Raw genomic sequence first — 14355 nt, forward strand, 5'->3', positions numbered from 1 at the left:
GTCAAGAGGAGGTGAGGCGGCGGCTGGACAGCGCCACCGCGAGCATAATGACGATGAGCACGACCGAGAGCGCGTTGATCGTCGGCGTCAGCCCCGTCCGGAGCATCGTGTAGATGACGACCGGGACGGTGCTCGTGCCGGGGGAGATGAGGAACTGCGTCGCGGTGAACTCGCCGAACGAGACGACGAAGGCGATGAACCCGCCGGCGAGGATAGCCGGCGAGATAATCGGCCCCGTCACGTTGCGGAACGTCGTCACCGGATCGGCACCGAGAACGCGCGAGGCGCGCTCGAGGTCCTCGTCGAACGTCAGCAGTTCCGACCGGACCAGCAGGAACACGTACGGCAGCGAGAGCACGGTGTGGCCCAGGACGAGTGCGGGGTAGCCCGACGGGAGCTGGATCGTCCCGAAGTACCGGACGAGCGCGATACCGGTGATCACCGGCGAGATGATCATCGGCAGCAACATCACGGTCGAGACCTGCTGCTTGTAGGGAAACTCCGCCCGCACGAACCCGATCGCCGCGATGGTGCCGATGACGGCCGAGAGAACTGCCGACGCCGCTGCGACGACCAGGCTCACCCGCAGTGCGCCGAGCAGCTTGTCGTCCTGCAGGAGCTGCTCGTACCACGCCAGCGAGAGGCCCTCCTGTGGAATCGCCGGGAACGTCTGCGTGGTGAACGACGTCAGCACGACGATGAGAACGGGCAGGAGCAGGAAGGCGAACACGAGGGCGATGACGGCACGGAGCGAGAGCCCGCGCAGTCGCTTTCCCGCGGTCGTACTCATGCTCATATTTTCTCGAGCACCTCCTGGAGGCTGAAGACCGCGTTAAACACGAACAGGAGCGCGACGAGCAACACCGTGTAGACGATGGCGAGCGCGGAGGCGAACTGGATGTTGAAGTTGTCAAGGAACGCCTGGGCGATGACGTTCGCGATCATCGTCTGTCGCGGGCCACCGAGCACCGCCGGTCCGAGGAACGACCCGGCAGCGAGGATGAACACGATGAGGCCGGCGGCGACCAGCCCGGGGAGGCTCAACGGGAAGATGACCTTCGTGATGGTCCGCCACTTGTCAGCGCCGAGTACCCGCGAGGCGTCGATGAGCTCCTCGTCGATGGCGTTCAGCGAGTTGTAGAGCGGCAGGACGGCGAACGGGAGGTAGACGTTCGCCAGACCGATGATGACCGCCGGTGTGGTGAACAAGAGCCCGGGCTCGACGCCCGTCAGGTCGGCGAACGGGCCCGCCGGTGACAGGAACAAGAGGATACCGAAGTACCGGACGATGTAGGCGATCCACAGCGGCACGATGATCAGCGTCATCGCGATACGGACCCGGTCGGTGACGAAGGCGAGGTAGTACGAGAGCAGGTACGCCAGCGCCAGCGTCACGGCCGTCGTGACGACCCCGAACAGGAACGACCGGACGAAGGCGTCGACGTAGATACCGTCCATCACACGCCGGTAGGACTCGAACGGCGTCGCGGAGTCGAGGTGCAGGCTCTCCGGGACCAGCAACAGGACGGGCAGGATGAAAAAGAGCCCGACGAATCCGACCCCGAACAGCGCGAGGTGCCGATTCGAGACGCGTCCTTCGAGCCCCTCACCGACCGTATGGATGAGCCCGCTCAATCCGGGTTGCTCAACGCTCATAGGACGATCACCCGCCCGGCGTCGAACCGGATGAAGACCGCTTCACCGACCTCGATATCGGGGAACCGTCCCGTGTGAGCGAGCGCGGTCGTTCCGTCAGCGAGTTCGATGGACATCTCGGCCCGGTTCCCGAGGTTCGAAATGTCGACGACAGTACCGGAGAACTCGTTCGTGGCCCCCGTCGGCTCGGTGCCGACGTCGATATCCTCCGGTCGGACGTACACCGAAACGCTCGCCCCGGCGTCGTGGGATGCATCGGGTAGCGTAATGGCCTTGCTGTCGTTGTAGACGACGGCACGGCCGTCCTCGTGGGTGACCTCACCGGCGAACTGGGTGGATTTACCGACGAACTCGGCGACGAACGAATTGGTCGGCCGCTCGTAGATGGCCTCCGGCGAGTCCATCTGCTGGGCCCGACCGTCGTTGAGAACGATCACCTTGTCCGACATCGACAGGGCGTCCTCTTGGTCGTGAGTGACGTACAGCGTCGTCACGCCGACCTCGCGCTGGACGCGGTGGAGCCAGCCCCGCATCTCCTCGCGGAGCACCCGGTCCAACCCGGTCAGGGGCTCGTCCAGCAGGAGGATGTCGGGTTCGTACGCCAGCGCCCGTGCCAGCGAGACGCGCTGTTGCTGGCCGCCGGAGAGTTCGCCGGGGCGGTGGTCGCCGTGCTCGGGCATGTCGACCAGCTCGAGCGACTCGTCGACTCGGTCGGAGACGTCGGCCTTGGAGTAGCCGTGCATCTTCAACCCGTAGGCGATATTCTCCCGGACGGTCATGTGCGGGAACAGCGCCGTCGACTGGAACGCCATCCCGATGTTGCGCTTCTCCGGCGGCAGGTCGGTCACGTCGTCACCACGGAGGTGGATCTCTCCCTCGGTCGGCTCCACGAGCCCGGCGATAGAGTGCAGCGTCGTCGACTTGCCACAGCCAGAGGGGCCGAGTAACGTGACGAACTCCCCTTCCTCGATGCGGAAGGAGAGGTCCTGTACTGCACAGAGGTCGCCGTAGTACTTGGTGAAGCCGTTGACTTCGAGCATTAGTATTAGCCCTGTTTGATCTTCTCGAGTCGCTGGGTCCAGGCCTCCTGCTTGGGCAGGACCTTCTCCCAGTTACGGAAGGCCAAGTCCTCGGCGGGCGCGTAGTCGGGCAGCTGTGTCATCTTCTCGGGCGGGTTCTTCACCTGCACGGTGTAGTTCATCTTGTCCGACAGCGTCAGGAGGTGTTTGCGCTGGTAGGTGTGGTTCAGCAGTTCGTGGGCCAAGTCGCGGCTCTCGGAGCCTTTGACCACGGCGAGGTTGTCGGCCCACCCCATCGCTCCCTCCTTCGGGATCACGTACTTGATCTGGTCGAAACCCTCCTCTTGGAGGGCGAGGACGCGGCCGCCCCAGGCCTCGCAGATCCAGGCGTTCTCCTGCCGGAGGTAACGGATGGACGTGGCACCGTCACCCCAGTAGGAGAAGACGTTCTTGTCCTCCTTTTTCGCCCTCGCGAACATCTCGTCCGTCTTCGCCTGGTCGCCGGGCACGTCGTTGACGTTGAGCCCGGCGGCGGCCGCGCTGTTCGAGAGCCGGTCGATGGTACGGTCGATGAGCGAGACCTTGCCCTCGTACTTCGAGTCCAGCAACGCGTCCCAGGAATTCAGCTCCCCGTCGACTTTCTCGGTGTTGTACGCGTAGCCGGTCGCGCCGTTCTCGCGGATGAGCCCCATCGTGTCCCCGTCGCTCATGTTGAACGACAGCGACCGTGCGGACTCCTTGATGTTTTTCTCGTAGTTAGGCACCTTCGAGAGGTCGACGGGCTCGAGCACGTCCTCCTTCTGGGCTCGGGCCATCCCCGTGTCGTTGAGCGCGACGATGTCGAAGGAACCGGGGTTCTGCTTGATGAGCGATATCATCTCCGTCGTCCCGCCCGCGGAGGTCCCCTGCACCTTCACGCCGGACTCCTCGGCCCACGGCTCGAAGACGGACATCTGGGCGGCCTGCGTGTTCCCGCCGAAGCCGAGGAACCGGAGCTTGCCGCTCCCGCCGCCACCGCTCCCGCCAGTACTTCCGTTGTCTCCGCCACTGTCATTGCCGCCGCCATCACCGCCATCGCCGCCGTCGCCACCGTCGCCGCTACACCCTGCGAGTGCGGTTAGCGTTCCAGCACCGACCGCCGCCAGTATGTCACGCCGCCTGTGTGTGTCTTTGTGAGACATCGCCATGCGAACCTTCTACACACTGATATAATAATCTTTCGCAGATATTACCCCTATATTCGGTAGAGTTCCGACTATAGACGATCGAATTTAGAGCGAGCCAAAACTTATGTGGCTGAACTCTGAGAGTCTAGGTAGTGAATCGACCATGACAAGGAGCGACACGGCACCGGAGTCCCCGACGGTGTACCAGCGAGAGGGCGACGTCGCACGCATCCGACTGAACCGACCGGACTCGCTCAACGCAGTCACACCCGAACTGTACGAGGGCATCCAGGAGGGGCTCGACCGGGCCGAAGCCGAAGACGCCCGGGTCGTCGTCCTCGAAGGGGCCGGCCGGGCGTTCTGTGTCGGCGCAGATATGGAGCAACACGGCGAGACCGACCGATCGGCCAAGGAACGCCGCGAGTACGTCTGGCAGGCCCAGGACGCCTGCGAAGCGGTGCAAACGCACCCGCGTCCGGTGGTCGCGAAGGTCCACGGATACGCGATCGGGGCCGGCGCCGAACTCGCGTTGAGCGCGGATTTCGTCCTGATGGCCGAGGACGCCGAGATTCGGTTCCCCGAGGTCGGGATCGGGACGTACATTGGCGGCGGCGTCACGTACACGCTCACGCAACGCGTCGGGCGGGCTCGGGCCAAGGAACTCGTCCTGTCGGCCGCGGCGTTGACCGGCGCGGAGGCCGCCGGGGAGGGGGTCGTGACGAGTTGCCATCCGGCGACCGATCTCGATGCGGCCGTCGACGAGCTCGCGACCGACCTCGCGGGGAACGCCCCCGTCTCGATGGAGTTCGCCAAGGCCCAGTTCGGCCGCGTGGGCGAGGCGAGCCGGGCGGACATGCTGACCGCCGAGGCCGAGGCCCTGCTGGCCTGCATGGCCACCGAGGACTGGCAGGAGGGCATCGACGCGTTCGCCGAGGACCGCGACCCCGAGTTCGAGGGGCGCTGACGATGACGGGCGCGCCCACCGATATCGAGCGTATCATGGAACCCGACGCGGTCGCCGTGGTCGGGGCCTCCACCGACGAGACGAAGCGCGGTCATCAGGCCATCGTGACCCTCCAAGAGGGCGGCTACGACGGCGACATCTACCCGGTCAACCCGAACGCCGAGGAGATCCGCGGACTCGACGTCTACCCCGCCGTCTCGGCCATCCCCGGCCGCGTCGACCTCGCACTCATCGTCACGCCCGCGCACGTCGTCCCCGGCGTGCTCGAGGACTGCGCGGAGACCGATCTCGCCGGCGCGGTCGTCGTCGCCGTCGGGTTCGGCGAGGCGGGCGAGGACGGCGAAAAACTCGAAGCGGAGATCGTCTCGCTCGCCCGCGAGCACGGGATCCGCCTCATCGGGCCGAATACCTCCGGCATGATCAACGTCCACCGGGGCCTGAACCTCGTCGGTGCCGATACCGTGCCGGAGGGGGGTCTCGCACTGCTCTGTCAGAGCGGCAACATGGCCATCTCGCTGTTCACCGAGGCCGCCACGCGCGAGGGCGTCGGCTTCAGCCACTACGTCGGCGTCGGTAACGAGGCCGACCTGCAGTTCCACGAGTACCTGCCGTTCCTCGACGCCGACCCCGAGACCGACGCCATCGTCTGCTACGTGGAGGGGATGAGCGACGGCCGAGCCTTCCTCCAGGCGGCCCGAGACGTCGTTCCGGACACGCCCATCGTCGTGCTCAAGAGCGGTCGCTCGGACGTCGGCAAGCGCTCTGCCTCCTCGCACACGGGCTCTCTGGCGGGCGACGCGGCCGTGACCGACGCCGTCCTCGAACAGGCCGGCGTCGTGAGCGTCGAGCGCTCCGACGAACTCCTGTCGGTCGCGAACGCGCTCTCGTCGCTTCCCCGCGCCGACGGCCCGAACGTGGCCATCCTCGCCGACGGCGGGGGACACGCGACGCTCGCGGCCGACGCGTGCACCGAACGCGGGCTCTCGATCCCTCGGCTGACCGACCAGACCCAAGCACGACTCCGGGCGGTTCTCCCGGACGCCGCCAGCGTGGTCAACCCGGTCGACGTCGCGGGGGGCACCGACGACGACCAGTCCGTGTTCGTCGACTGCGCGGCGGCCATCGTCGCCGATCCGAACGTGGACGCGCTCATGCTGACGGGCTTATTCGGCGGCTACGGCGTCCGATTCGCCGAGCAGTACACGGAGGTCGAAATCGAGGCCGCCCGGGAACTGGCATCGCTCGCGGCCGAGCACGACACGCCGCTGGTCGTCCAGAGCGCCTACGAGGGGTTCGAGACCGAACCGCACGCCGTGCTTCGCGAGCGGGGCATTCCGGTCGTCGAGTCGCTGGACGTGGCGACCGCGAGCCTATCGGCACTGGCCACCTACGGCGACCGGGTCGCGGCCGCCGACCAGAGCAGTGACTTCCGGCTCCCTGCGGCCACCACCGCCGGCGATACTCTCGCCGAGACCATCGGCCACGGTCGCACCCAGCTCTCGGAGTTCGAGGCCAAACGCGCGCTCGCCGACGACGGGTTCCCCGTCACGCCGTTCGATCTCGCGACCAGTGCCGACGAGGCCGCGGCGCTAGTCGCCGATATCGATGGCCCCGCCGCGATGAAGGTGGTGTCACCTGACATCGTGCACAAGTCCGACGCGGGCGGGGTCGCCCTCGACGTGCAGGCAGACGAAGCCGCGGCGACCTACGACGACCTGTGTTCGGCGGCCGCCGGATACGACCCCGACGCGAGCCTCGACGGCGTCCTGGTCTCACCCATGCGGGACGCGGGCGTCGAACTCATCGTCGGCGTCGTCGACGACGACCAGTTCGGCCCGGTCGTGATGTGCGGCCTCGGCGGCGTGTTCGTAGAGGTACTCGAGGATGTCGCCTTCCGCGCCCTCCCGCTGACCGAGGCCGACGCCCGGGCGATGCTCGACGATATCGGGGCCCAGGAACTGCTCGATGGCGCCCGCGGGAACCCACCCGTCGACAGAGACGCGGTCATGGACCTGCTGGTCGCGGTCTCGTCGTTCGTCCGGTCCAATCCGTCGGTGGCCGAACTCGACTTGAATCCGGTGTTCGCCGACGCCGACGGCGTCGAGATCGTCGACGCGGCGATCACGCTCGACAGACGGCCCCGGCAGCACACAGAGAACGAGGAAGCGGAATCCGCAGCGCCGTCGCAGGGTGAGACCGATGATTGAGATCGATGCCCCCCTGACGGTCGAACGGGCCACAGACCACGTCGCGACGGTCACGTACGACCGGCCGGAGGCGATGAACGCGTACAACGAGTCGCTGCTTCGGGGTGCGGTCGAGGCCTTCGAGCGACTCGACGACCGCGAGGAGGTGCGTGCGATCGTGCTCACGGGCACCGGCGACGCCTTCTGTGCCGGCGTCGATCTCGACGACATGCCCCTGACACCGGAGATGGACTTCGCCGAGTACGAGGCGGGACTCGACCTCTTCCAGGACGTCGTGCGGACGCTACGCGGCATCGGCACGCCCGTCATTGCGGCGGTGAACGGCTACGCGCTCGGCGCCGGCTGTGATACCGCACTGGCGTGTGACTTCCGCCTCACCAGCGAGGAGGGGGTCATCGGTGAGACGTTCATCGACGTCGGGTTCGTCCCGGGCGACGGCGGGGCCTACCTCCTGCCGCGGCTCGTCGGCGAGGCCCGGGCGAAGGAACTCATCTTCACCGGCCGGAAGCTCACTGGCGAAGAGATCGTCGAATGGGACCTCGCTCGCGAGCAGGTGTCGGCCGACGACCTTCTCGACACCGCCATCGCGTTCGCGGAGCAGTTGGCCGACCGCCCACCGGTCGCACTCGCCGAGAGCAAGCAGTTGGTCAACGAGAGCTTCGACGTCGACCTCGAGCGGGGACTGGCCGACGCGACGCGTGCCCAGCGAATCTGCTCGCAGACGCGCGACCACGCGGAGGCCGTCGAGGCGTTCGCCGAAGACCGCGAGCCCGAATTCGAGGGTCGATAGCATGGACCGCGCCACCGTCAGCGTCGTCCAGTTCGAGAGCAGCCTCGGCCCGGCCGACGACGGGACCCGCGAACGGATGGCCGACGCGATCACGGCCGCCGACGCGGACCTGGTCGTGTTCCCCGAACTCGCGACGACCGGCTACCACGTCTTCGAGGATCTCCCGGACGTGGCCGAGTCCGTCCCTGGCCCGACGACCGAGCGATTGGGCGAAGCGGCCGCGGCGGCCGATACGGCGGTCCTGTTCGGGATGCCCGTTCGCGAGGACTCGCGCGTGTACAACAGCGCGGTCTGGCTCGACGCGGACGGCGAGGTGCGTACGCGCTACGATAAGCGCCACTGCTGGGGTGGGGAACGGGACTGCTTCGCGACCGGCGACGAATATGCCGTCGTCGAAGCCCCGTTCGGTCGGGTGGGTGTCCAGATCTGTTACGACCTGAACTTCCCGGCCGCGAGCGCAGCGCTCGCGCGAGCCGGCTGTGACGTCCTCGTCAACATCTCGGCCTGGACCGCCCGCATGGAGAGGGACTGGCACACGCTGCTCCCGGCACGAGCGCTCGAGCAGGGGGCCTACGTCGTCGGCTGTAACCAGGCCGGGACCGAGGCCGGGCGGACGTTCTGTGGTCGGAGCGGCGTCTACGAGCCGGACGGGACCCGTATCGCGGCGCTGGGCGATAGCCCCGGCCAACTGTCCGTCCCGCTCGAGCCGGCTGTAGCGGCTGCCGAACGCCGTCGCAATCCCATGCGCGAGGACCGTCCGGCGACCGACGCCGACGCGAGCGAACGGTAGCCGCCGAGTTGGATTGTAATCGGTCCAGGAAACCGGTGGACGAATTGGAATGATACCAACCTATTAATCCCGTGGCACCCATAGACGACTCGATGACGCAGGTCACGCTCGACGAGGTCGACTTCCAGATACTGCAGCGTCTAGACGAGAACGGCGATATCGACGTCGACGAGCTGAGCGACGAACTCGACGTCAGCACCTCGACCATCTACTATCGGATGGAGAAGTACCGGGAGCAGGGCATCGTGCAGGGGAAGATCGCCAAGCTCGACCCCCAGAAGCTCGGCCTCGGGATGACGGCTATCACCGAGATCAACGCCGACTACGACGGCCCGGGCTACGAGGAGGTCGCGGAGAAGATCACCGATCTCTCGGGGGTTCAGCGCGTCTTCTTCATGCTCGGGGAGATGTCGTTCTACGTGCTGTCTCGCGTGCGGGACCACGAGCACCTCCAGACGCTCATGGAGGACATCATCCAGACCGAGGGCGTCGAGAACTCGACGACCAACATCGTCCTCCGGTCGTTCAAAGACGAGGATCGGCTGTTGGTGAACTACGACGGAGAGGATCTGGAAGCCCTGTACAGCTGACGTCACGAACGGAGCCGCTCTTGAGCTATCCAGCGAACGGGGAACGAGTACAGGCAGGCCCCGGTTATAGCAGCCCCTCTCGGACACTCGGCGCGTTTGCCGCCCGATTTCCGCTTCGCCCGATCCTCGCGAGGGTCGGCATCGGTCTCGTCACTGCCCGATCGTCCTCACACGCTTCGGGTCCGGGAACGCGACGGCGACGGTTGGCCTGATCGATATCGCCGTAGCCGGCTCCGCGTTCCTCGCACCGCTCACGGTAAGCGCTCTCGACCGCGCGGTCGGTGATCCCATCCTCCCTCTTGGCCTGCGGGGTACCGTCACCGTTCTCGGAGCGACTCTCTTTCACTGGGGGACGGACCCAGCGAGCGGGGAGTCCAACTGAAACCCGGACGCCCCGCAGAGTCGATGACCAGTTCAGATCGAGGACGGTATCCTCCGAGAGACAGCCATCACGGCGCGGGGGATATCACGGCCAGAGTCCGCGTGCCTCGTGTGCGTCCGCGAGACGAGACAGTGCGACGATGTACGCCGCATCACGCCAGGTGACGTCGCGCCGCTCGAATTGGGAGCGGACCGCGTCCCAGGCGGCCCGCATCTCCACTTCGAGTTCGTCGTTTACCCGCTCGAGCGACCAGGCCCGCCGGTTGATGTCCTGGAGCCACTCGAAGTAGCTCACCGTGACGCCGCCGGCGTTGGCGAGAATATCGGGAATCACAGCGACGTCCCGCTCTGCGAGAACCGAATCGGCCGTCGAGGTCGTCGGTCCGTTCGCGCCTTCGACGACGAAATCCGCCGCGATCGCGTCCGCGTTCTCTTCGGTGATCACGTTTCCGAGGGCGGCCGGAACGAGGACGTCGACGTCGAGCGTGAGCAGTTCGTCGTTCGAGATCACGGTGTCGGCGTACGCAGTGACGGCCTCCGGCTCCTCGTCGTGCGATGGAACGGCCGCCGTCTCGATCCCGTCCGGCTCGTACATCGCCCCGTTCACGTCGCTGACCGCGACGACGGTCGCGCCCCACTTATCGAGGAGTCGGGCCGCGTTCGCACCGACGCTCCCGTAGCCCTGGATCGCGACAGTCGTGTCCTCGAGTCGTCGGTCGTGGTACTCACACACCAACTGCGTGATGATCGCGACGCTCCGTCCAGGCGCTTCTTCGCGCCCTTCGCTCCCGCCGACCACCGGGGGCTTCCCGGTGACGACGCCCGGCGTCGTCTCACCCTCCTGCATCGAATACGCGTCCATCAACCAGGCCATCGTCTGGGGGTCCGTGCCCATATCGGGGGCGGGAATATCCTGATTAGGCCCGATGTTGTCGCGCAGTTCCTGTGCGAATCGCCGGGTGAGCCGCTCCTTCTCCCCACCGCTCAGTTCCTTCGGGTTGACGGCGACGCCGCCTTTGGCACCGCCGAAGGGGAGATCCATCACGGCGCATTTCCAGGTCATCCACATGCCGAGGCCGACGCACTCGTCCCGAGTTACCTCGGGGTGATACCGGAGTCCACCTTTGAACGGCCCTCTAACGCTGTCGTGTTGGGCACGGTAGCCCGTGAACACGTCGACCGACCCGTCGTCTCGCTCGATGGGGACCGTCACCTCGTGGACCTTCTTGGGATATTTGAGCCGTTCGACGATATTCTGGTCGATGTCGAGGTGGTCAGCCGCGCGGTGGAGCTGCCGACGAGCGGTCTCGAGCGTCGATTCCGAGTCGGTAGACTCCTCCGGAGCGTCGTCAGATCCGTCGCGGGCGCTCTCAGTCTTCGACGCCATGATCATTCCAGCGGTGTCAGCCGGTTCCGCATCGGGCCGCTACAGTCTGGACACTGGCCGGGAGTGTCCTCCGCGATGATGATGTTACCACACTCGAAGCATTCGTACGGCGTTTCTCCGTCTGATTCGGGGTCGACGTCTCTCATTGTGAGTCACGAGCGCCGGTCAGCCGCGGGCACTCACGTAGACATAATACGTGTATAAGGAATATTGGGATGTTGAGCACCTAACCGCAGGTCGATGTGGGTGGTTCGTTATTCAACCATCCTCGTAGAGGCCGCCACTGAAGCGTCGTTTTCCTCGAACAGTGCGGCGAACAGTTTCCGCTGGACGGTCCGGGTGTGTTGATAGAACGCGGGCGGGGAGATGCCGAGCGTCGCCGCGATCTCCTCGCCCGTACTTTCACGCGGCGACTCGAAGTACCCGCCGTAGTACGCCGTCTGGATCACTTCCAGTTGCCGGTCCGTCACCGTCTCGAGGAACTCCGAGTAGAGGTCGCGTTCCGCGGCCTGATCGAGCGTCTGCTTGGCGCGGAGCTCGACACCGGCGAACGTCTCCCGGACGAGCCGCGTGATCGTTCGGACGTCGATGCTGTCCGGGATATCGACGACGAGCGTCGTCGTGGTCGGATCGGCAGTCGCTTCCCGGAAGACGGCCCCGTGATCGGCCAGGTCCAGGGCGAGAAACGGCTGTGTGAGTCGGAGCTGCAGCACGCCACCCTCGCTATCCGCGCTGATCTGTTGCACCTCGTCGATACCGACCAGCTGTGCGGCGGCGTCCGCGACGTCAGTTACCGCCCCGTCGTCGACGGTCACGAACACGTAACTGCCGTCTGTCGACTGCTGGACGCCGCCCCGGTACGAGAGGGTACACCCCGCGTCCCGCGCGAGCCGTGAGAGGACGAACGAGGAATCGTCGATGGTGAACTCGACGCGCGTCACCGACGTCGTGAGCAGCGCGTTCTTCCGTTCGATCGCACTGAGAGCGGACGCGATGGTGTCGCCGAGCTCTGCCAAGACGGCTCTCGTCGTCTCGTCGAACGCGTCTTGCGTCGGTGCGTACACCGTCAGGACGCCGTGCGTGAGGTCGTTGTAAACGAGCGGAATGCTGAGTACGGAGAGATAGTCCCGGGAGAGCGCATCCTTCCGCCACGCTTCCTCGCGGAGATCGGCGGCGACGTTCGTCACTATCGTCACCTCGCCGGTGGCTGCGGTTCGACCTGCCGGCTCCGTCTCCGAGTCGGCGATAGCGAACGATTGGCTATCCAGATACCCCCGCTCAGTGCCCGCCCAGGCTCGCGGTTCGAGAGCCTCGCTCGCCGGGTCGGCCGTGCCGATCCAGGCGAACCGGAACCGGTCGTCGGCGGTCAACAGCTCGCAGACCGTGTGATCGATCTCCTCGCGCGTCTCCGCTCGCACGAGCGCTTGGTCGATCTCCCGAATCGTCTCGTTGATGCGATTCAGGGCGGTCAGTTGCTCGTTCTGCGTTTGCAGCGTGCGGTCCTGTTCGCGGAGGCGAGACTCGCGTGTGACCCGGTCGAGGGCCGCCTCGGCGGTTGCGGCGAGCAGATCGGCTAATTCCCGCGTCACCGCGTCGAAGACGCCGATCTGGTCCGAGCCGGCGACGAACACGCCGTGGTCGCCGAGCGGGATGTAAATTACGCTTCGGAGATCGGTAGCGGGGTTTTCGAGCCGGTCCGCATCGTGGACGTCGTCGAAGAACAGCACTTCGTCCTCGACGAAGCTGTAACTCGGAAGCGTCTCTCCGTTAGCGCGAACGCTCGAGAGCGGTCCGTTGAGTTCTCTCATCGTCGCCGAGTGTGCCGCGGGCCGGAGCTCGTTGGCATCGCCGTCGAAGAGATAGACGGCGCTCGCATCGAGGTCGAGCACCCCGGGGGTATCGTCGACGATATGCTGGGCGATCTCCCGGTGCGTCTCGGCGTAGAGGAAGTCGCGGGCCGTTTCGTGGAGCGTTGCGAGGGCCTCTTCCCGTTGCTTCCGCTTCGTGATATCCCGGCAACTGAAGAGGAGCGTGCCGTCCTGGATCGAGACCTCGCGAACGTTGACGAGCAGCGTGTGTTCGCGCCCGGCTTTGTCCGTCACCGTCGTTTCGATGTTCTTGAGGACGCCGGCGGCCGCGAGCTCCTCCCGGTCGAAGAGGCCCTCGCCGAGGAGGTCGTCGATCGCTCCGAGTTCCCGGATCTCCGCGGCCGTGTAACCGAAGATGAAGTGGACGTTGGGACAGACGTAGGTGTACTCACCGTCCTCGTCCGTGATGAGGATCGTATCGGTCATGTTGTTGAGCGTGACGCGATGGAGCTCCTCCGACTGGCGGAGGTTCCGTTCGAGGTCGACGCGTTCGGTGATGTCGACGCCCTCGACGACGACCGAGACGGGGTCGCCGCGCTCGTTTTCGACCGGACGCACGGAGAGATCGACGACGCGCGGGTCGTCGACGTGTGGCGGCTGTAGGACGACCGCACTGCCGAACGATCCGTCGAGCGCCTTCTCTACGAGCCGTTGGACGTCCCTGTTCGTGCCGTCCGGGCGCGACCACCACGGGAGTGTCCAGAACGGCTCGCCGACGATCGCGCCGATATCCGCGTCGATCATCTCCCGCGCCGTCTGGTTCGCGCGAGCGAGCGACCCATCCGGGTCCAGCACCCAGGTCGCCGTCCGCGTATCGTCGAAGATCGCGTCGAACTGTCTCGCGCGCTCCCGCTGCGTGGCCGATCGCCGTGCGGACCGAATCGCACGCTCCGTTCGGTCGATGAGTTCGTCGAACGACTGTTCGGCCGTATCCGCGAGCGCGATATAGTCGGTGACGCCGGCCTCGATGGCCGCACTGGCGATAGCTTCGCTCCCGTCGGTAGTCCCGACGAGGACCGGTAGCGTGGCAGTTTCGCTACGGATCGCTCTGAGAAGTTCGATGCCGGTCGTCTCCGCGAGCGCGTATTCGCTGATGAGACAATCCGTCGCTCGCTCCCGGACGATGTCCAGCGCCGCCGCTTCGGTTTCAGCCGTCCGTACAGTCGCGTCGGTCCGCGTTTCGAGCGCCGCTGCGAATTCCGTGAGCCACTCGCTCGTCCCGACGAGCAGGACGGTCGACGACTGGAGGACGGTCGGGGAAGCCGCCATTATTCGACCGCCGAAAGCCAGCGTGACTGCCGTGCGATGCCGGTTCGGGTCCGCCGCGAGTGCGACTCCGGATCGAGAGGGACGCTCATTGTCCCTTCATAATCGAACCCGCAAAAAGTAAAAGGTGTTTACTATATAACCGGTCGTGTTTAGTTAAGCATGAAAAGTGAGGCGGACGGATTTCTTGGTGTCCATGCCAGAAATCAGCCGCCTCAGCGGGAATAGAGACTGGATTGATTTGGATTTTGTGGAGCGCGAGCGGACACCC

The 14355-nt window shown here is 65.8% G+C and carries 12 protein-coding genes and 1 pseudogene; 6 read left to right on the top strand and 7 right to left on the bottom strand.

Features of this window, described 5'->3' with window-relative positions; translation table 11 throughout:
• Position 1: 1 nt before the first annotated feature.
• The 4 genes from EGH23_RS15240 to EGH23_RS15255 are packed head-to-tail and all read right to left on the bottom strand — an operon-like array spanning position 2 to position 3856.
• Complete coding sequence (locus EGH23_RS15240) at positions 2-796, bottom strand: ABC transporter permease (RefSeq protein ID WP_236044857.1); 795 nt, start codon at positions 794-796, stop codon at positions 2-4.
• The gene (locus EGH23_RS15245; protein WP_220580848.1) at positions 793-1656 is read right to left on the bottom strand and encodes an ABC transporter permease; all 864 of its coding nucleotides are present in this window, start codon (positions 1654-1656) and stop codon (positions 793-795) included. The genes EGH23_RS15240 and EGH23_RS15245 overlap by 4 nt, the downstream gene beginning before the upstream one ends.
• Positions 1653-2696, bottom strand: coding sequence for an ABC transporter ATP-binding protein (locus tag EGH23_RS15250; protein WP_220580849.1), 1044 nt, complete (start codon positions 2694-2696; stop codon positions 1653-1655). The genes EGH23_RS15245 and EGH23_RS15250 overlap by 4 nt, the downstream gene beginning before the upstream one ends.
• Positions 2697-2701: 5 nt before the next feature.
• Complete coding sequence (locus EGH23_RS15255; RefSeq protein ID WP_220580850.1) at positions 2702-3856, bottom strand: ABC transporter substrate-binding protein; 1155 nt, start codon at positions 3854-3856, stop codon at positions 2702-2704.
• A gap of 148 nt (positions 3857-4004) precedes the next feature.
• Here EGH23_RS15255 and EGH23_RS15260 point away from each other — a divergent pair, with 148 nt between their 5' ends.
• The 5 genes from EGH23_RS15260 to EGH23_RS15280 all read left to right on the top strand — a co-directional run bounded on the left by EGH23_RS15260 (position 4005) and on the right by EGH23_RS15280 (position 9182).
• Positions 4005-4805: an enoyl-CoA hydratase/isomerase family protein gene (locus EGH23_RS15260; RefSeq protein WP_220580851.1), complete on the top strand. Its 801-nt coding sequence runs from the start codon at positions 4005-4007 to the stop codon at positions 4803-4805.
• Positions 4806-4807: 2 nt separating this feature from the next.
• Positions 4808-7012 carry an acetate--CoA ligase family protein gene (locus tag EGH23_RS15265; RefSeq protein ID WP_220580852.1) on the top strand — a complete coding sequence of 735 codons (2205 nt, stop codon included), beginning with the start codon at positions 4808-4810 and terminating at the stop codon, positions 7010-7012.
• The gene (locus EGH23_RS15270; protein WP_220580853.1) at positions 7005-7802 is read left to right on the top strand and encodes an enoyl-CoA hydratase/isomerase family protein; all 798 of its coding nucleotides are present in this window, start codon (positions 7005-7007) and stop codon (positions 7800-7802) included. The genes EGH23_RS15265 and EGH23_RS15270 overlap by 8 nt, the downstream gene beginning before the upstream one ends.
• A 1-nt stretch (position 7803) precedes the next feature.
• Positions 7804-8592 carry a carbon-nitrogen hydrolase family protein gene (locus EGH23_RS15275; RefSeq protein WP_220580854.1) on the top strand — a complete coding sequence of 263 codons (789 nt, stop codon included), beginning with the start codon at positions 7804-7806 and terminating at the stop codon, positions 8590-8592.
• A gap of 92 nt (positions 8593-8684) precedes the next feature.
• Entirely contained in the window at positions 8685-9182 is a 498-nt protein-coding gene (locus tag EGH23_RS15280) for an Lrp/AsnC family transcriptional regulator (RefSeq protein ID WP_220580855.1), read from the top strand.
• Between the two features lie 466 nt (positions 9183-9648).
• On the opposite strand, the gene gdhB is transcribed toward EGH23_RS15280, so the two are convergent.
• The 3 genes from gdhB to EGH23_RS15295 form a co-directional block, all read right to left on the bottom strand.
• The gene (gdhB, locus tag EGH23_RS15285; RefSeq protein WP_220580856.1) at positions 9649-10950 is read right to left on the bottom strand and encodes a glutamate dehydrogenase GdhB; all 1302 of its coding nucleotides are present in this window, start codon (positions 10948-10950) and stop codon (positions 9649-9651) included.
• A 2-nt stretch (positions 10951-10952) separates the two neighbouring features.
• Complete coding sequence (locus EGH23_RS15290) at positions 10953-11096, bottom strand: rubrerythrin-like domain-containing protein (protein WP_220580857.1); 144 nt, start codon at positions 11094-11096, stop codon at positions 10953-10955.
• Between the two features lie 108 nt (positions 11097-11204).
• Positions 11205-14087 carry a bacterio-opsin activator domain-containing protein gene (locus tag EGH23_RS15295; RefSeq protein WP_220580858.1) on the bottom strand — a complete coding sequence of 961 codons (2883 nt, stop codon included), beginning with the start codon at positions 14085-14087 and terminating at the stop codon, positions 11205-11207.
• Between the two features lie 193 nt (positions 14088-14280).
• On the opposite strand from EGH23_RS15295, the pseudogene EGH23_RS15300 reads away from it, so the two are divergent.
• A pseudogene (locus EGH23_RS15300) lies at positions 14281-14355 on the top strand (IS6 family transposase); the annotation flags it as partial.

It is taken from the genome of Haloarcula nitratireducens, from assembly GCF_019599505.1.